We start from the raw sequence: 18,000 nt of genomic DNA, 5'->3' as shown, positions 1-18,000 counted from the left end.
CAATTACCGTTTCAGGTTGACCAGAACTTCAAGCAGGTCCGATGCGGTCTGGAACACCTTGGAGTTTGCCGTGTAGTTGCGTTGCGCCTCGATCATCGAGGTCAGCTCGTTGGCGATATCGACGTTGGAGTTCTCGAGCGCCTTGGACTGGATGTTGCCGAACGCACCGGAGCCGGCAAAACCGGTGACGATGACGCCGGAATCGGTGCCCTGCGAGTAGACGTTGCCAGACTGCGGCAAGAGCCTGTCCGGGCTCTGGACGGTGGCAAGCGCGATGCGGAACTTCGGAATGAGGTTACCGTCGCCGTACTTGACGTAGACCACGCCTTCCTTGTCGATCTCGAAGCCCGACATCTTGCTCGGCTTGCTGCCGTCGATGCCGCCGCCGGTGCTGGTGAAATCGCCACCGAGCTGCGACGTCTTTGTCGTGTCGATCGTCAGGGCGCCGAGATTGGCGCCTGTGCCCGGCAGGTTGTTGATAGGCGTCGTCGTCAGCGTGGCGGGCGTGGCCGAAATGCGCTTGCCGGCCGCGTCAAACGTCATGCTCTGCGAGCCGATCACGCCCGTTGCCGGCGGGCCTGCCGTGTATGTCGAACGGTCCCGTATCTCAAGCGACCACTGGTTCACGCCGGTTTTCTTGTAGACGAAGTCGAGGATGCGGGTGTTACCCTGGCTGTCGTAGACGACAAGCGACGTCGGCTTTTCGTCGCCGACGGCAGCACCTGACGGCAGGTTCGCTTCCATCGTGCCCTTGGTCGAGCCCGACGCCACCAGGCCTTCGTCCTTGAGCTTGACTTCCGTCAGGCCGTCGAAGCCGTTGACCACGACCGTCGGGTCGGCGCCAGCCTTGTATTCGTAGCCCATCAGCTTGAAGCCGGCGGTGTTGACGAGGTTGCCGTCCTTATCGGGAACGAAGGAGCCGGCACGGGTCAGGAAATTCTCGCCGCCGTTGCCCTGCACGATGAAGAAGCCGCCGCCGTTGATCGCGAGGTCGCTCGAGGACGTCGTGTAGCTTGTGCCGCCCTGCTGCGAAATGCTGTAGCGCACCTGGGTCTCGACGCCGCCGGAATTGTAGTTGCCGCCGCCCGAAGGCAGGATCATCGATGAGAACTCTGTCGAGGCGCGCTTGTAGCCCGTCGTGTTCGCATTCGCGATGTTTTCGGCGACAGTGCCGAGACGGTTCGACTGAGCGTTCATACCGGAGACGCCCGTTCTCATGCTGCCATAGAGACTCATATCGGATCCTCATTTCCACGTTGCAGCGACACTAGGAAGCGGGCCTTGCGTGAACCTGTCTTAGGTACGCCCTGACCCGCCTAGCCGCGCCTTAGTTCCAGTCGATGCAGTAGCCAAGGAACCGCTTGGAATCGATCGGGTCGAAGCCCAACTTCTTGCGCAGTTTCTTGCGCAGCTTGCTGATGTGGCTTTCGACGACGTTCTCCTCGACGTCTTCATCGAAGATTCCGTAAATCGCGTTGAAAATCTGAGACTTGGAGACTCGGCGCCCGCGGTTGGAGACCAGATATTCGAGAATGCGGCGCTCGCGGCGTGGCAATGCGAACACGTCGCCGTTGATCTCCGGATCGCGGCCATCTGCAAAGACGCGGATCGGGCCGATGTCGGTGTAGTTGTTGATGGCTTTCAGGCGGCGACGGATCGCCGCAACGCGTGCCAGGATCTCGCGGGGGTGAACCGGCTTGCGAACGACGTCGTCGACGCCGCAGTCGAACAACGCCAGGGTGTTTTCGAGCGAAGGCGTATCGCTGACCGCAATGACGGGCGCCATCGACCGGTCGCGGATCGCGCGCGGCAAGGCAAAGGTGCTGTCACCCTGGCCGATCAGAAACGCTTCGACCGCGTCGATATCCGAATCTGCCGCCGCATTCACCCACTCGCCGAACTCCTTGGGATCAAAGCCCGTCGAGGGAATTCCTTCACGCCCGAAAAGCGACGTGTAGCCGTCTTTCACGAGTTCTCTATCGTCAACCACTACGATCATTCGTCCGCCTCCGAATCAGTATGGCACCGCACTGATTGAGAGGTACGAATCGAGGGATTCATGAACAACTAGAGGAAGTTAATGGGTGGAATTAATAATTGATTAACCATATCGCGCCGATTTGATCTACATCTAGTGGCTAAGCGTTAACGGTCACACTAAAATAATGTGGAAAAGTTAACGGCTTGCGACAAAACCACTTGCCGTCACATTCTCCACGCATTGTCGCCACAATGCAGAATGACCCGTAATCAAACAATCATTGGTTGCTTATTGACAGAACTGCGTGGCATTCGGCGTCCACTTGCCGTAGCCCGTCGCGACCAGATTCGCGATCACCCGGCAGACATATTTCTTCTGCGCCGGGTCGTTGTTCGGGCCGGCATGATACCGTGCGACGGCCATTGTCCAGCTCTCATGCTTCGCTCGAAGGTTGGACAGGAAGCGCGCGGCATATTCGACATTCTTGCGAGGGTCAAGCATCTCCGTCGGCGATGCGAACTGATCGCCATGGAAGTGGTAATTTATCTGCATGCAACCGAGATCGATGAGCTTGGCACCCTGCGCCTGAGCGTTGGCAAATCGAACGAGAACATCCTGCGTGCTGGTGCCGAAATAGGCCTTACCTTCGATATTCATTGCGTAGGGTTGCAGCGACCCCTTGCGGCCGGTTTCCGTCAATCCGACGGAGTAGAGTATGCCGGCCGGAATGCCGTATTTGGATGCTGCCGAGATGATTTCACGTTCGCAGATTCCAGTGTCGGCACCGGCGAATGCGCTACATGTAGACGTGACCAGTGCGAGAACGCTCAGTGCCGGCAACCGCATCATCCGTACCGCCATTGCCAACCCGCCTTTCCGCCACTGAACCCTGGCTGTCGCCATCCTGTCGCTGCCGCCCCTGCCCGCTACCGTCCTCGGCGCGATCGCGGCCCTGCTGGCCCGCCTGGGCCTGCGGCTGCGAGCTGCCGCCGCCCGTCGATGTATCGCTGCCCGAATTGAACACGACGTTGATCTGATCGACCGCGAAGCCCTGGGCTCGCAGCGCCTTGACCATTTCGCTCTGGTCGTCGCGCAGCTGGCGGAAGGCTTCGCCGTTCTCCACCTTCAGCTCGACCTGCAGCTCGTCGTCCTTCAACCGCAACGTTGCGGTGACGAGGCCAAGCTCGATCGGATGCATCTGGATCTTGAGCGTGTTCAAGGTCTTGCCGGCCTGCGTCCAGGCACCCGGCTGGCCGAGGGCAGCACTCGGCTGCAACGACTGGGCAAAGCCCGCGTCGCCGGCGATCGCGTTGGCGACATTGGTGGAATTGCTGTTCATCGAAATGCCGAGATAACGGCGAGCTTCGAGCACGGTGACGTTCTCAGCCTTGGCATTTGACCGCGCGGCGTCAACCGTCGCCCGTTCGCCGTCCTTCGATATGCTCATCGAAATCGCCTGCCCCTTGCCATCGGCGCGGGCGAAGCGGAACAACCGGTCGGTGCCCTGTTCGCCATCGGCACCTTCGGCACTCGCACCATGGGCATCGATCATCTCGCCATGCCCAGCGCCCTTGGCGCCGCGTTCACCGAGGGCATGGACGCCAGCGGCGCCGGCCGAGCCACCTTGGGCATCAGCACGCGTCGACGGCATGGCGTTGCCGCCGAGCAGCGTCAGCAGGTCGTCTACGCTGGCGCTTGGGGAAGTCTTGGCATCTGAAGCCGCGGCCGCATCAGTTGGCTCGCCGTCTGCACCCTGCGCGCCGTTTGCCTGGCCCCTACCCAAGCCGCGCGACAAACCCGCTATGCCGGCGGCCAATTCGTCGGCGTCGGCGGCAACCGTCTCATTCGCCTGTTCGCGCGCCCGCGCCGCCTTGGCAGCAACACGCTTGGCGTCTCGTCCACGCTCCGCGAGCGAGAACCGCTCGTTCTGAGCATTGTGATTGTCGAGCAACGGATCTTCCGGATCCCCAGGTGCACGATTGTGCGCCTGCTTGGAGATCGAGATCTTGGCGTCGCCGCCTTTAATGCCGCCATTGCCAATCAAGGTCGCAGCTCCAGAGTTTTCGCCTTCGGCCGCCTCGCCGTTGCCGGCGGACGAACCTTGTCCGCCCTGACCGTTCGCCTTCTGGCGCCCAGCGGTTGCGACGGCGTCCTCGAAGGCGCCGGGGGCTTGCTCCTTGCCGCCCGCACGTGCGCCCGGCTTGCCCGTCTGGGACTGAGGTGGTGCGCGCAGGCTTTCGTCGAGAGCTCTCATTTGCCTTCCCCCCTTAGCAGCGCATCGATCTCCTCCAACTTGGACCGCCCCTTGGCCACGAAACCGTCGTGAGCAGGATCGGAGGCGTCGGCAGTCTCAGCGCTGGCCTGTGTCGTCTCGCCAGCTTCTGGGGCGCTGGCATCAGCCGCCGGGCTACCGAACGGGCTCATGCCGCTTCCCGTTTCCGCACCTTCGATCTGCTCGACTGGCGTGGCTGGTCTAACCGGTCTAGCGGAGAACGCTTGCGTGAGGCTTTCATCGTCCGGTGGTCTGACAACGGCCTCTGCAACTGCCTTTGCCGCGTCACGCAGGGCTCGGTCACGCGGAGAAAGCTCAGCGTCCGGGATCGCGGCGATGCTCTGTGTTGCGGCAAAGACGTCAGACGACGGTACCGACGCCAGCCCGGCGTAAAAATTGGCGAGCACACGCGGCTCGGACGCACCGTCGGCTGCGAGCTGCTCGGCCCGTTCCGAGGCAAGCTTTGCCAAGGATTGCTTTCCGCTGATAGCCGCACGTCGTGCGACGCGAAGATAGACCTCGCGCTGGCGCGGCGCATCCATGAAAGTCAGGATTTCGGAAATCCGTTCGTGCGCCGCCTCGTCGAAATGCCCGACGGCCAGCTCGACGAAGACGTCGGCGAATTGGCTGGCATAGGGCGACGTCAGGTATCGGCGGGCGTAGTTCAGGGCATAACGAAATCCCTTGTCAGGCATGTTCGCCTGCACAGCAAGGAAGACCGAGCGACGAAGCGCCGCCTCCTCGATAATCGTTCCCGGAGCAGTCAATCGCGCCCAGTCGTAGAACTTCATCGCCCCGACCGGGTCCTGCTGAGATGTGGCATTGCCGAGGATCAGGAACAGGTAGGGACCAACACGGGAATTGCGGTACTCGGGCGCCGCCTTCGACAGGCTCTCGACGATCAGGCCACCCTTGCCGCCGAGATATTGCCTAAGCGCGTCAGTAACGCGCGAATCGAAATTGCCATCGACATCATGGTCGGCGAGATAGTTGAGTGTTTCCGGATTACCGCCGCTCATGGCGTAGACAAGTGCCGCATCGACATTGCGCGGATCGCGGAACACGGACGCATCCGCAGCCCTGAGCCGCTTGTCGATCGCACCCAGCATGAAGCGCTGCATCTCGATGGCAGAATGATCGCCGAGCACCACCGAGTCCTGCACGTATTGCAGCGACCGGATCATCTTGAAGGGTGCAAGCTCCTCGAGGTCGTTGGCATCCGCCATTCCCGCCGAAAGCGGGATGGCCAGTGCCGACATCATCAAGGCGGATCGCAAGCGTCGCAGCATCGGTTCTAACCCTTAGCCGACTGCAGCAGGATTTCGATACGGCGGTTGCCGGGCGCATAGGGATCGCCAGGGATCTGTAGCCGCCGGTCGGCAAAGCCGCTGATCTGGCTGACGCGATCTTCCTTGAGACCACCGCGAACGAGCATGTAGTAGGCGCTCTGGGCGCGCGCAGCCGACAGGCGCCAGTTGTCATAGGTGCCGTCCTTGAACGGACGACCATCGGTGTGGCCACGGATGGCGACAACGCCCTGGCGCTCAGACAGCAGCCGGCCGATCTTCTCCATGGCCATGACAAGTTCCTTCTGCGGCACGGCCGAGCCGACGGCAAACATCTGGGAATCCGTCTGTTCGCTGATCGTCAACAGCAGACCGCCTTCAGCCGGCGTCACGACGAGGCCCTCTGCCAGTTTGCCGGCATCGCCTCCGAGCTCCCTCTTGATCTCGGCCTTCAATTCCTCGGCCTGCGCTGCGGCATCCGGTTTGGCAAGTTCTGCCTCTTCGGCATCAGTCTTACCGGCGTCGGCCGGCTTCCCTTCGGCCTTTTGTTCTTCGGCGGTCTTCTGCAATGGCGCTGCGCCGCTCGCCATCGCCGCCTTGGACGCCAAGGCGACGTCCTTCTCGGTGGTGTTGCCGGCATCCTTGACTTCGACCTGTTTGGTCCAGAAGTCCGGGTCGAATGGATCGCGAAAGGCCTCGCCGCCTTCCGCCCCGGTCGACGGCCCGGACTGCGCCGCACCGCCGTCACCCTTGACGCTGATGTTTGCCTGCTGGCCGACTTCCTGCGCGATTTCCGAAAGCACCGAATAGGGATTCTCGAAGAAATCGGCGTCGGAGTATTTCGTTTCCTCGCCCGAGGTTGCGGTCAGCTGGTCGCCGGTCTTGGCCGAGCCGCCCGATTTTTCCTGCTCGCCGTCGACCTTCGATCGCTGCTGTGTCTCTTCGCCCTGCGCATCCTTGGCAGGATCCTTCAAGCCACGCTCAGCGGGCTTCTGGTCGGTCAGCTGCACCGGGTTGAAATAGGAGGCGATGGCCGCCTTCGTCTCCTCGTTGGCGGCATTGATCAGCCACATGACGAGGAAGAAGGCCATCATCGCCGTCATGAAGTCGGCGTAGGCAATCTTCCAGCCGCCGCCGTGATGCTCGCCATGACCGCCACTCACTCGTTTGACGATGATGATTTCGTTCTTGCCGTTGTGATGGCTTTCGTCGCTCATGCGAGGACCTTCCGGACAGTGTCGGCCCAAGCCGCCATTCTTGTAACGAGGATCGTCTCATCCATTTCGATGGCGAGGTCGATGTCGTTGGTTTCAACGTGGCGGAACACCGGCATGTCGTCGCCGAGGCTGCTCTTCAATGCTTCGAACAGGGGAAGCGGACCCTTGATGGTGATCGCACAGCCTTCGCCAGCGATAATTCCCTGCCGGATCATCTGCGCCATATCGGCAACGGCGCGCTGCGCGAGCGCCTCCTCCATGACAGGTGCAAGCACCCGGGCGGTCTGGTCACCCAGCGAAACCGCCAGATGCTCGGTCATCTCCTGAAACCGTCCGGCCATGCGACTTGCGGCCTCGTCCTCGAGGCGCCTGGTCAGGGCCTCGATTTCGGCCGCGTGGGCCGCCTGGAGATCGGCGATCTGATTGCCGTGTTCGAAGGCAAGCTCCGCCGACGCTTCGGCGCGGCCCTGCTCGAAAGCCTCGCGCCGTTCGGCTTCGACATCGATCTGCGGCGCAGCCGCTCGCGACGTGTGCCGGTCGCCATCGGAGTAGTCTGTATCCAGATCGGGGAAGTATTTCTGCGGCATCATCGACAATTCGACTTTCGGCGCACTGAAATCCTTGAGATAGCGGGACAGCATCGCGCTCATGGCTGGAACCTCGATGCGCGCAGCACGATAGAAGGCGATCCCCGTCTGCCCGACAGGCGCCGCCCTACGGCGCAGAATTCCCATGATCCTGACACTGCTGAAATGTCTCCCTCGGGTCCGGTCACCGATAGCGGCGAACCCTGCATTCTTTGACTTACAGCGGCCGGGCACGGGAATTTTCATTCCGGCGGCAGACCGATGCAGGCGGCGGCGCAAATCTCATATTGGCCGGCAGTCATCCGACAGGACTGCGAGGGAACGCTATTCGGTCAAACTTGTGCGAAAATGAATGTGTTGGACCGCGCCAGGGCAATTAGCGCGGTCCAACCGTTTCCACCGGGTGCCGTGACCGACGACGTGGCAGAACTCAACTCGATTCGATATCCGCCTTCTCGGCGGGCACGGACGGGCGGTCCCAAACCGGCGGAACCAAGGCGCCACCGGCTGGAAAACCTTACTGCTGGAAGAGGCGCAGGATGTTTTCGGAGTTGGTATTGGCGATCGACAGCGCCTGAATGCCGAGCTGCTGCTGCGTCTGCAGCGCCTTCAAGCGCGTCGATTCCTCATTCATGTCGGCATCGACCAGACGACCGACGCCCTTGTCGATCGTATCCATCAGGTTGGCGACAAAGCTTTCCTGCATGTCGATACGCTTGGTGATCGCGCCGAGTGTCGAACCGGCGTCCGTCAGCTGCCCGAGGATCTTGTCGACGACGCGGATCATCGCGTCCATTTCCGTGGGCGCGGTCGTCGCAGTCAGCTTGATTTCGGTGCCGGTCGGCGGCGCAGCCGGCGGGGCGACGATCAGATAGTACGGTGCGGCGGTGCCGGTCGGCGTCTGCTGCAGCTGGTCGGCATCATAGGCCCTGGTCAGCAGGCCGCGCGCCGCGCTGCCCGTGTCGATCAGCATCGATTGCGCCGTGTCGAAATCGAGCGTCGTGATGGAAACATTGCCGTTTCCGTCGCGGTTGAAGGAAGCGACGACCGACTTCGTGCCGACGGCGGCTGTATTGGTATTGTAGAGCCAGTTCTCGCTCGAGAACGACGCCGATTGTGCGGCGGACATGAGCTGGTTCTTCAGCTCGGTGATTTCCTTGTTGATCTTGAGCTTGTCGACGCCGGGCTCGCGCGCGGCGACGAGCTTGGTCTTGATTTCGGTGACGACGTCGATCGACGCCTTCATCGCCGCATAGGCAGTGTCGACCTTCGCCGCACCGAGACCAAGCGCATCCTGAACGGTGGAGAGTGCGGCGTTGTCCGAGCGCATGGTGGTCGCGATCGACCAATAGGCGGCGTTGTCGGCTGCTGTCTGCACGCGGTAGCCGGACGAGATTCGCTCCTGCACTTCGGCCATATTGGTGTTGATCGAACGCAACGTCTGAAGTGCGGCCATGGCGGCCGTGTTGGTCATGATGCTGGTCATTGGTCACTTGCCCCGAAAGATTTTCTGAGAACATTCCGGAGTGATTGACCGGCAGCGACGGGACCAGCGTCATGCGAACCGCCCCTGTTTTGCCCTGGGGGCGACCCTTCGCTCTTAACGAATGTGTAACGATTGTTTGGTTAACAAACGGTTAACGCCATTCATAAGTCAGTAACGAAGGTGAACAAAAATAAGGGAATATGAAGCAGGCGTTAACGGCAAAAGACAACGCCCCGGTAACGCAAAAACCGCGCCGTCCTTTCGGGCGGCGCGGCTTCCTGGAGGTCATGATCATGACGGGCGCAGATGCGTCCGTCATACCTATGCGCTGATTAACGGAACAGCGACAGGATGTTCTGCGAGTTGGTGTTGGCAATCGTCAGGGCCTGGATGCCGAGCTGCTGCTGCGTCTGCAGAGCCTTCAGGCGGGTCGACTCTTCGTTCATGTCGGCGTCAACCAGCTTGCCGACGCCCGATTCGATCGAGTCCATCAGGTTGTCGACGAAGTCCTTCTGGAGGTCGACGCGCTTGTTGACCGCACCGAGGTCTGCAGCAGAGTCAGTCATGCTCTTCAGGACGGTGTCAACGCCGCTGAGGTAATTGGCCAGTGTCGTTGCCGTTACGCCAGTGCTGATGTCGAGGGTCAGAACGCTGACGCCGGCGATGGCCGTGCCAGTGGAGTCCTTGAGTGCGTCTGTGAGCAGGCCGTTTGCTGTTGCTGCTTCGTCGATCAGCATGGTCTTGGTCGTGTCGACGTCGAGCGTCGTCAGGCTGACATTGCCGTTGGAGTCACGGTTGAACGAACCGACGATCGACTTCGTGCCCGGAGCAGTTGCGCCGGAAGCGGTGTAGAGCCAGTTTTCGCCGGAGAACGAAGCGGACTTGACGACGCTCTTAAGCTGTTCCTGAAGCTGCGTGATTTCCTTCTGGACCTTGGACTTGTCAACGCCCGGCTCGCTGGCAGCAACCAGCTTTGCCTTGATTTCGTCGACGACCGAGATCGCGGCTTTCATGCCGGTGTAAGCAACGTCGGTCTTGGCTGCGCCGAGGCCGAGTGCGTCCTGAACCGTGCCGAGGGCCTTGTTGTCCGAACGCATGGTCGTTGCGATCGACCAGTAAGCGGCGTTGTCGGAAGCGTTACCAACGCGGTAGCCGGACGAAATACGGTCCTGCGTCGTTTCCATCGAGGAATTGATCGAACGCAGCGTGGAGAGTGCGGCCATTGCCGCGTTGTTGGTCATGATAGACGTCATTGGCTGAGTGCCCCTTGGGAAAACTGGATTGAAAGGGACATTCCGGGATTACCGGGAACCGGCGGCCAGCTTCATGCCTGCTAACGCGTTAATCTTGTTGGTTAACCCGCCGTTTCGATAGCCACAGAAAACACCAAGATGGTTAACGAAGCTTGAAGCCGCAGACGAAAAAAACATACCGACAAAAGAAAAACCGCGCCTCGATGGAGACGCGGTTTTTCGTTTTGCAGTCCGGGACCGAAGTCGCCGGTGTCTGGACCGCTTAGCGGAACAACGACAGGATGTTCTGCGAGCTGCTGTTGGCGATCGAGAGAGCCTGGATGCCGAGCTGCTGCTGCGTCTGCAGAGCCTTCAGGCGGGTCGACTCTTCGTTCATGTCGGCGTCAACCAGCTTGCCGACGCCCGATTCGATCGAGTCCATCAGGTTGTCGACGAAGTCCTTCTGGAGATCGACGCGCTTGTTGACGGCGCCGAGGTCCGAAGCGGCATCGGTCATGCTCTTCAGGACAGTGTCGACACCGCTGAGGTAGTTGGCCAGTGTCGTTGCCGTTACCCCAGTGCTGATGTCGAGGGTCAGAACGCTGACGCCGGCGATGGCCGTGCCAGTGGAGTCCTTGAGTGCGTCTGTGAGCAGGCCGTTTGCTGTTGCTGCTTCGTCGATCAGCATGGTCTTGGTCGTGTCGACGTCGAGCGTCGTCAGGCTGACGTTGCCAGAAGCGTCACGGTTGAACGAACCGACGATCGACTTCGTGCCCGGAGCAGTTGCGCCGGAAGCGGTGTAGAGCCAGTTTTCGCCGGAGAAGCCAGCGGACTTGACCACGCTCTTCAGCTGATCCTGCAGCTGCGTGATTTCCTTCTGGACCTTGGACTTGTCAACACCCGGCTCGCTGGCAGCAACCAGCTTTGCCTTGATTTCGTCGACGACCGAGATCGCGGCTTTCATGCCGGTGTAAGCAACGTCGGTCTTGGCAGCGCCGAGGCCGAGTGCGTCCTGAACTGTGCCGAGGGCCTTGTTGTCCGAACGCATGGTCGTTGCGATCGACCAGTAAGCGGCGTTGTCGGAAGCGTTACCAACGCGGTAGCCGGACGAAATACGGTCCTGCGTCGTTTCCATCGAGGAATTGATCGAACGCAGCGTGGAGAGTGCGGCCATTGCCGAGTTGTTGGTCATAATAGAAGTCATGAGACTGTCCCTCAAATTTACAAGGTTACACGGTTGGGGACATGCCGGACTGAATACGTCTACCGGCAATGACGGACCGGCTTCATGCCACTCGGCTCCGCTCACTCAAGTGAAGGAAACCAAACCCGTCATGTGAAGGTGAATATCCCTCCCAAAGCTTGCGATTTCATTAAGGCGGAAGGATATTTTCTAAGCAAAATCCTATGGTTAACGGCACGTTACTTTGCCGCCACCCCGTCGCCCGCGAATGACTTCATCGACATCGCGTTTATTGGCAAACAATACGCAAATCGCTCAGCAATCCCGCTTGGGGCAAGGTTTCTGCTTCAAAACAACACCCTGGAACATTGACGTTGCACAGGCTCGCGCGGTGACAACGGTTGCGCTTATCCCATGGAGCTTCCCTTGAACGCCCACACCATCTTCTCTTCCGCTTCGCGGCAGTATCAAAAAGGCCAGTACACCGAGGCGCTCGATACCCTCAATCAGCTGCTCGATCTTACCCGTGATGCCAAGACCTATGCGCTTCTGGCAAAGGTACTGCTGAAGCTCGGCTTCCGGAGCGATGCTGCACAAGCCTATCAGCTGGCCGGCGAAGAAGGCGGATTGCGTTCGGAGCATTTCCTGGCCGAGGCCATGAAGCTGCATTTCGCCTGCGGCAATGATGATCAGGCCTTAAGCCTCGGCCGGCCCTTGCTCGAGCAGGCAAAGACCGATCCCGAACTTGCCTACATCATCGTGACCTTGTTCCTGAAGCGCGACCAGGCCGACATTCTCAGCCCTTTCAAATCGACACTCTCGGCGAGCGCGCGGCAGGAACACCAGGTGCTGGCGGCAAAGCTGCTGACGTCGGATGTCGGAAACAACGATGATCGCGAGATCGTCACCAACCTGTTCCGGCGGACGCCATCGAACCCGGTCCTGCTGTCGGCTTATCTCGTTTTCATGCAGGAAGTGAACAACTTCAACGAAATCGAAAACTATGCGCAGGCGCTGGAGCGTGCGATCCAGGCGACCAACCGCAAATTTCTGCGCGCGGAAACGCCTTTCTACAATGTGCACTGGTGCCGCGATGAAAAGTTGAACCGCCTGGCCGCTGCGCTTGATCAGCCGTTCCCACCAACATTGCCCGAGGAACGCCGCAAGATGCAGCACGTGTGGGGCAAAAAGATACGGCTGGGTTACCTTTCGAACGACTTCTGGGGACCGCACGCGACGATGAAGCTCCTGCAAGCCGTGCTGACCTTGCATGATCGCGAGAAATTCGACGTGACGCTCTTCTGCTACACGCCGGAGAAACACCTCGCCGTTGCTGGCGAAGGGCGTCAGACCTGGGGCAAAATCGTCCGCATCGAAAACCTTTCCGACGAGCAGGCCGCCCAGACGATCCGCGACGAGCAGATCGATATCCTCGTCGATCTCAAGGGCCATACGATGAACAGTCGCGTTGCCATACTCAACCACAAGACCGCACCTGTGCAGGCGACATGGCTCGGTTTCCCCGGCACCACCGTCAACGTCGATCTCGACTACATCATCGGCGACCGTCACGTCCTTCCCGATGGCAGCGAGGACCACTACTACGAGCGGTTCTGCCGGTTGCCCGAGACCTACCAGCCGAACGACCCTGCCGGCCGGCCACGGCCGGCAGCGATGACACGCACGCAAGCGGGCCTGCCGGAAGATGCTTTCGTCTACGCATCGTTCAACGCCAACCGCAAGATCACCGTCGAAACCATGAAGGCATGGGCTGGGATCCTGCGCAGGACGCCTGACAGCGTTCTCTGGCTGATGTGCCCCAAGCCGGAAGCCCAGGCTCATATTCTTCGGCGTTTCCAGAGCTACGGCATCGCCACAAAACGCATTATCTTCTGCGCGAAGGTCGAGTACGAACAACACTTGGCGCGTATCCCAGTCGCCGACCTCGGCCTCGACACTTTCCCCTGTAACGGACACACCACGACGTCGGAGCAGTTGTGGATGGGCTTGCCGGTGCTGACGCCAAAGGGCACGCACTTCGCCTCGCGCGTCAGCGAAAGCCTGCTGCGCGCAATCGGCGTGCCGGAACTCGTTGCCGCCGATGTCGACGACTATGTCGGGCAGGCGATCGCCCTTTACGAGACCCGCGGCAAGGTAGCCGAATACAAGCAGAAGCTCGCCGACAACCGGCTGCAGATGCCGCTCTTTGATGCGGAACGCTTCTGCCGCCACCTCGAGCAGGCCTATGAGGCGATGGCCGACCGCGCGAAGAAGGGATTGGAGCCTGCTCTCATCGACGTGCCGGCACTGCCGGTACGTACAGGATCGTTCGCACAGTAAAGTCAGAAGGCGGGCTCAACCGCCGGCACATCATAACCCTCCTGAACCCCGCCCATCCGGCGGGGTTTTTCGTTCGGCTTTACGCAAGAACCGGCGCGTTGCTTACAGCTTAGCTCAGCGCATCAAACACAGCGCGACAAGGGCAAGACAACGTTTCAAACTCACCGGCTGGTGCCTGGGTCGATGACACTTGAGGATATTTCTGCAGCAGCCGCGGCCACGCACAGGAGACGGCGCGTGGCGACAAGCCAAGGCTGAAAGAACGAAGAGGAGCGGGTTCGCTGGTCAGCTGAACGAGCGTACCAGGCTGCCGACGAGCAGGTTCCAGCCGTCGATCAGCACGAAGAAGAGGATCTTGAACGGCAGGGAGATCGCCGTTGGTGGCAGCATCATCATGCCCATCGCCATGGTGATGGTGGCAACGATCAGGTCGATCACCAGGAATGGCAGCATGATGAGGAAGCCGATCTCGAAGCCGCGGCGGATTTCCGAGATCATGAAGGCGGGAACGACGGCGCGCAGGTCGACCTTGTCGTTGACGACGACGGTCTGGCCCTTTTCCTTGGCTATATCGATGAAGAGCTGCAGATCCTTGTCGCGGGTATTGGCGAGCATGAATTCGCGGAACGGCTCGGCGATGCGCGGCAGCGCTTCCGTTTCCGTAATCTGATTCTTCATCAGCGGGTCGATGCCGTCGCGCCAAGCGCGGTCGAAGGTCGGAGCCATGACGTAGAAGGTCATGAACAGCGCCAGCGAAACCATGATCATGTTCGACGGTGTCGTCGCCAGGCCCATGCCGGTGCGCAGGATGGCAAAGGCGATCACGAAGCGCGGAAAGCTGGTGACCATGATCAGGATGCCGGGCGCCACCGAAAGAACGGTCAGAAGGCCGAACGTCCGGATGATCCAGGAGGCGGCCGATCCGTCGATGGGCGTGTTCAGGATGTCAGAGGGAAAACTCTGGGCGCCGGCAATTCCGGACATCGCCATCATGGCGACTATGAAGGCGATGAGCCGGATCATTTAGCGAATCATTGAATGACGAAGGTTCTGAACATAACATTGGTTACGCGCCCATCCGAGCGCAGGTCAACCCGCTCCTGAATGTCATCCCGGAGATATTGAAAGCCGCGCGGCCCCTGGATCTGCTGCAGCGACACGGTTTTCAGATAGGCGGCGATATCCTGGTGTATCTGCTCGGCCATCGCCGGGTCCGGGACACCGTCGAACTGCAACGCCACCTCGAGCCGGATCCAGTTTTCCGAGGGGTAGGCAAGGTTCGTGGTGATCGGGTCAAGCTGGACGACGCCGTTGGCTTCCGTCGCGATCTTCGGAACGCCCTCCTCGCCGGTTGCGTTCGGAGCTGTGTCCTTGGTCGCCTCCACCTGCTCCTTGGGCGGCGGCGGCGCCAGCATGGCGCCGACCAGCCAGCCGCCGCCGCCGGCGACGAGCGTCAGGACGGCAACGATGGCGATCGTCATCACCTTCGACGGTGATTTCACGGGCGCGGCGGTATCGAATTCTTCCATCTTGCCATTCCCTGCCGATCAGATCGGCGAAATCAGGTCCATGATCTGCTGGCCGTAAGGCGGCTGCTGCACTTCGGTCAGGCGGCCGCGACCACCATAGGAAATGCGTGCCTCGGCAATCCGGTCGTAGGAGATCACGTTCTCGGAGTCGACGTCCTGCGTGCGCACGATACCAGCGACATTGAGGATGCGAAGCTCTTGGTTGACGCGAACTTCCTGCGAACCGCTGATCAGAAGGTTGCCGTTTTCGAGCACGCCGGTGACGACTGCCGCGACAAGCAGCTGGAGCTTTTCGGCCCGCTCGGTCGAGCCGTCGCCTTCGGTCTTGGTGTTCGAGCCGTATTTCAGGTCACCCGACCAGCCAAAGCTGCTGGCTTCCGACTGCCCGCTCGCGCCGATGTTGAAGCCGCTGGTGTTCTTGCGGCTGCGATCGGTCTTGTTGTCGAACGACGCCTTGTCGTTGATGGCGATCTCGACCGTCAGGATGTCGCCGACGTTAAGCGCGCGTGCATCCTTGAAGAGCGCCGACTGCTGGTCGTTCCAGAGCGAGAAACCGTTGGCGACATGGCGCGGCTCCTTGGGATACATCGCCAGCTGCGGTGTCTGGGTATATTGCAGACCGCTGCCGATCGGGCTCATGGCGGGGGCACGGCCGATCTCGTTGATGGCCTGGTTCTGACATCCTGCGAGGAGGCCCGCGGCCAATATGGCCGTTAGACGCATTTTCATGATGGTTCCTTCGAGGTGTTCGGATCGCTGGCACTCGAGATGATGTTGGTCAGGATGGCGGCCTTCTCGTCGCTCATCTCGCTGAGGATCAGCGACGACTGCCGCGCCGGCAGCTGCATGACGATCGCGGCGGCAATCTCCGGACGGACCAATTCAAGTTTGCCCGCGGCAGCATCCGGCTTCATCGTCTTGTAGATGCCGACGAGGCCAATCTCGGCCTGCTTGAGGAAGTCGTTGCGGCGCTTCAGCCAGTCTTCATACTCCTCGCGCCGCTTTTCGAGCGTCGCGATCCGGTCGTCGACATTCGCCTGAAGAGCCTCGAGTTCCTTGCGCTGCAGCACGTAGCGCTGGTCGCGGGCAGCATCGGCGATGTTGGTGCAGAACTGCTGGATTTCGTTGGCTGTGGCGTTGCTGGCGGGCGGCGCGGTGACGTCCTGGGCGAAGGCGCCGGGCATCGCCAGCATCGACGCGACGGCAACCGATGCGAGCAGGATGTTGCGGGATCTTCCGAGAAGGCGGTCGATGTTCATCATTGCAGGACAAGCTCCGCCTGAAGGGCCCCGGCCGTCTTGATGCTCTGCAGGATGGCGATGATGCCGTCCGGCTTGACGCCGATGTTATTGAGACCGGCAACGAGCGACCGCAAACTGGACCCATTGAGAATGGCGACCGTGCCGCCGTCGGATTGAGCATCGATGGTGGTGTTCGGCTCCATCGCCGTCTGGCCGCGCGCGAACGGCAGCGGCTGAACCACCGTCGGCGTCTCGCTGACCTCCACTGTCAAGGTGCCATAGCTGACGGCCACCTCGTTGACGCGCACGTCCTGACCGATGACAATCGTGCCCGTGCGTTCGTTGATGACGACCCTTGCAGGGACGTCCGTTTCGATGACGATGTTCTCGATCTCCGCCATCAGCCGCGCAAGGTCGGCCATCTTCGGCTTTTCGACGAGAACGGCCTGCGAATCCCGGGCTTCGGCGATGCGGCCGCCATATCGCGCCGCGGCATATTTGTTGATCGCCGCGGCCATGCCGACCGCGGTGGAGAAGTCGGGGTTGCGCAGCTGCAGCACGAGGTTGAAGCCGTCCTTGAATTTCGACGGTAGCTCGCGCTCGATGATGGCGCCGTTCGGCACGCGCCCTGACGTCGTGACGCCCTGGTTGAGCGTTGCCGCGTCGCCTTGCGCATTGAAACCGGTGACGACGACCGACCCTTGCGCGACCGCATAAATCTGGCCGTCGGCGCCCGAGAGCGAGGTCATCACCAGGGTACCACCGCGCAGGGAGGTGGAATCGCCAAGCGATCCGACGGTCACGTCGACGCGGCTGCCGGGGCTGGCAAAGGGCGGCAGGTTCGCCGTGACGAGAACGGCGGCGACATTGCGCGTGCGCGATTCTCCGCCCTGGGTCGAAATGCCGAGGTTCTGCAGCATGGCGCGCATCGATTGATCGGTAAACGGCGACGCGCGCAGGCTGTCACCCGTTCCCTGAAGGCCGACGACGAGGCCGTAGCCGATGAGCTGGTTGTCGCGGCCGGCCTGCAGCGAGGCAACGTCCTTGATTCGCGACGCGCCAAAGGCGGGCGTCATCGCTGTGGACAGCGCGACGGCCAGCGTCAGGAACCATTTGCAGGCAAGCATTTTCATTTCGCCACCACATGTATCGTGCCGTCGGCCATCACCGTTCCGGAAACGATAACGCCAGTATCAATGTTGCGAGCCCGGATCAGATCGCCGACCGCGGCGTCCTGAAGGGGCGAACCGGCCGCGCTGATGGTGAGACCACCATTGCTGAAGATCAGACGGACGGTGGAGCCGCGCTCGACCGCATATTGCTCGCGCAGCGCGGAGGCCAGGATGACGCGGCCGGGGAGCAGCGTGCGCTTGCTTACCTTGCCGTCGATCTCGCTCAACGTCCTGACATAACCATCCGTCAGATCGGGATTGGTCACATCAACGATCTCGACCCGGCTCGCGTCGATCGCTTCGCCTGGGTAAATCGTCTGCTTGGGGATGACTGCCGTCAGCCGTTCCGCAAAGCCTGCCGAAGGCGACAGGAAAGCGGCGGCGAGCAAAATGCCCGCCACCACGTGCCGCGCCCTTGGCGCGGAACCGTCCTTCTGAGCTGTCATTCCTGCGGCTCGGCGAAACGTCATGTTT

18 protein-coding genes are annotated in these 18,000 nt (G+C 61.0%); 2 read left to right on the top strand and 16 right to left on the bottom strand.

Features of this window, described 5'->3' with window-relative positions:
- Positions 1 to 3 precede the first annotated feature (3 nt).
- The 10 genes from IB264_RS02910 to IB264_RS02865 form a co-directional block, all read right to left on the bottom strand.
- Positions 4 to 1,236, bottom strand: coding sequence for a flagellar hook protein FlgE (locus IB264_RS02910; protein ID WP_025425939.1), 1,233 nt, complete (start codon positions 1,234 to 1,236; stop codon positions 4 to 6).
- 91 nt (positions 1,237 to 1,327) lie between these two features.
- Positions 1,328 to 1,999 carry a transcriptional activator Rem gene (gene rem, locus IB264_RS02905; protein WP_025425938.1) on the bottom strand — a complete coding sequence of 224 codons (672 nt, stop codon included), beginning with the start codon at positions 1,997 to 1,999 and terminating at the stop codon, positions 1,328 to 1,330.
- Positions 2,000 to 2,269: 270 nt separating this feature from the next.
- Entirely contained in the window at positions 2,270 to 2,827 is a 558-nt protein-coding gene (locus IB264_RS02900) for a transglycosylase SLT domain-containing protein (RefSeq protein ID WP_025425937.1), read from the bottom strand.
- A complete protein-coding gene (locus tag IB264_RS02895; RefSeq protein WP_025425936.1) occupies positions 2,778 to 4,235 on the bottom strand; it encodes a flagellar hook-length control protein FliK in 1,458 nt (485 codons plus the stop codon). Before IB264_RS02895 ends, IB264_RS02900 begins: the two co-directional genes overlap by 50 nt.
- Positions 4,232 to 5,542 (bottom strand): chemotaxis protein MotC, encoded by a 1,311-nt coding sequence (gene motC, locus IB264_RS02890; RefSeq protein ID WP_025425935.1) that lies wholly within the window; start codon positions 5,540 to 5,542, stop codon positions 4,232 to 4,234. Before motC ends, IB264_RS02895 begins: the two co-directional genes overlap by 4 nt.
- A 5-nt stretch (positions 5,543 to 5,547) precedes the next feature.
- Positions 5,548 to 6,756, bottom strand: coding sequence for a MotB family protein (locus tag IB264_RS02885; protein ID WP_025425934.1), 1,209 nt, complete (start codon positions 6,754 to 6,756; stop codon positions 5,548 to 5,550).
- Positions 6,753 to 7,406, bottom strand: coding sequence for a hypothetical protein (locus tag IB264_RS02880; protein ID WP_025425933.1), 654 nt, complete (start codon positions 7,404 to 7,406; stop codon positions 6,753 to 6,755). The genes IB264_RS02885 and IB264_RS02880 overlap by 4 nt, the downstream gene beginning before the upstream one ends.
- 454 nt (positions 7,407 to 7,860) lie before the next feature.
- Positions 7,861 to 8,829, bottom strand: a complete 969-nt coding sequence (locus IB264_RS02875; RefSeq protein ID WP_025425932.1) for a flagellin — start codon at positions 8,827 to 8,829, stop codon at positions 7,861 to 7,863.
- A 332-nt stretch (positions 8,830 to 9,161) separates the two neighbouring features.
- Complete coding sequence (locus IB264_RS02870) at positions 9,162 to 10,082, bottom strand: flagellin (protein WP_107026827.1); 921 nt, start codon at positions 10,080 to 10,082, stop codon at positions 9,162 to 9,164.
- Positions 10,083 to 10,344: 262 nt separating this feature from the next.
- Positions 10,345 to 11,265 (bottom strand): flagellin, encoded by a 921-nt coding sequence (locus IB264_RS02865; protein WP_107026826.1) that lies wholly within the window; start codon positions 11,263 to 11,265, stop codon positions 10,345 to 10,347.
- A gap of 84 nt (positions 11,266 to 11,349) precedes the next feature.
- On the opposite strand from IB264_RS02865, the gene IB264_RS02860 reads away from it, so the two are divergent.
- Positions 11,350 to 11,616, top strand: coding sequence for a hypothetical protein (locus IB264_RS02860; protein ID WP_128090457.1), 267 nt, complete (start codon positions 11,350 to 11,352; stop codon positions 11,614 to 11,616).
- Positions 11,617 to 11,658: 42 nt separating this feature from the next.
- Positions 11,659 to 13,584 carry a glycosyl transferase gene (locus IB264_RS02855; protein WP_051509153.1) on the top strand — a complete coding sequence of 642 codons (1,926 nt, stop codon included), beginning with the start codon at positions 11,659 to 11,661 and terminating at the stop codon, positions 13,582 to 13,584.
- Positions 13,585 to 13,869: 285 nt separating this feature from the next.
- Here the strand turns inward: IB264_RS02855 and fliP are convergent, their stop codons facing one another.
- Genes fliP through flgA form a run of 6 tightly spaced genes read right to left on the bottom strand, consistent with a single transcriptional unit; the run spans position 13,870 to position 17,996 of the window.
- Entirely contained in the window at positions 13,870 to 14,607 is a 738-nt protein-coding gene (gene fliP / locus IB264_RS02850) for a flagellar type III secretion system pore protein FliP (RefSeq protein ID WP_025425927.1), read from the bottom strand.
- 8 nt (positions 14,608 to 14,615) lie between these two features.
- A complete protein-coding gene (gene fliL, locus IB264_RS02845; protein WP_025425926.1) occupies positions 14,616 to 15,113 on the bottom strand; it encodes a flagellar basal body-associated protein FliL in 498 nt (165 codons plus the stop codon).
- A gap of 18 nt (positions 15,114 to 15,131) precedes the next feature.
- Positions 15,132 to 15,842 (bottom strand): flagellar basal body L-ring protein FlgH, encoded by a 711-nt coding sequence (gene flgH, locus IB264_RS02840; protein ID WP_025425925.1) that lies wholly within the window; start codon positions 15,840 to 15,842, stop codon positions 15,132 to 15,134.
- On the bottom strand, positions 15,839 to 16,375 hold the full coding sequence (locus IB264_RS02835; protein ID WP_025425924.1) for a MotE family protein: 537 nt from the start codon (positions 16,373 to 16,375) through the stop codon (positions 15,839 to 15,841). Before IB264_RS02835 ends, flgH begins: the two co-directional genes overlap by 4 nt.
- Positions 16,372 to 17,487: a flagellar basal body P-ring protein FlgI gene (locus tag IB264_RS02830; protein WP_025425923.1), complete on the bottom strand. Its 1,116-nt coding sequence runs from the start codon at positions 17,485 to 17,487 to the stop codon at positions 16,372 to 16,374. The genes IB264_RS02835 and IB264_RS02830 overlap by 4 nt, the downstream gene beginning before the upstream one ends.
- A complete protein-coding gene (flgA, locus tag IB264_RS02825) occupies positions 17,484 to 17,996 on the bottom strand; it encodes a flagellar basal body P-ring formation chaperone FlgA (RefSeq protein WP_025425922.1) in 513 nt (170 codons plus the stop codon). The genes IB264_RS02830 and flgA overlap by 4 nt, the downstream gene beginning before the upstream one ends.
- Positions 17,997 to 18,000: the final 4 nt, after the last annotated feature.

The sequence above is a fragment of the Ensifer sp. ENS11 genome, assembly GCF_014851895.1.
Classification (GTDB): Bacteria; Pseudomonadota; Alphaproteobacteria; order Rhizobiales; family Rhizobiaceae; genus Ensifer; species Ensifer canadensis.
Note: the sequence above shows the minus strand (reverse complement) of the source record. Positions and strands in the feature narration are given on the sequence as shown.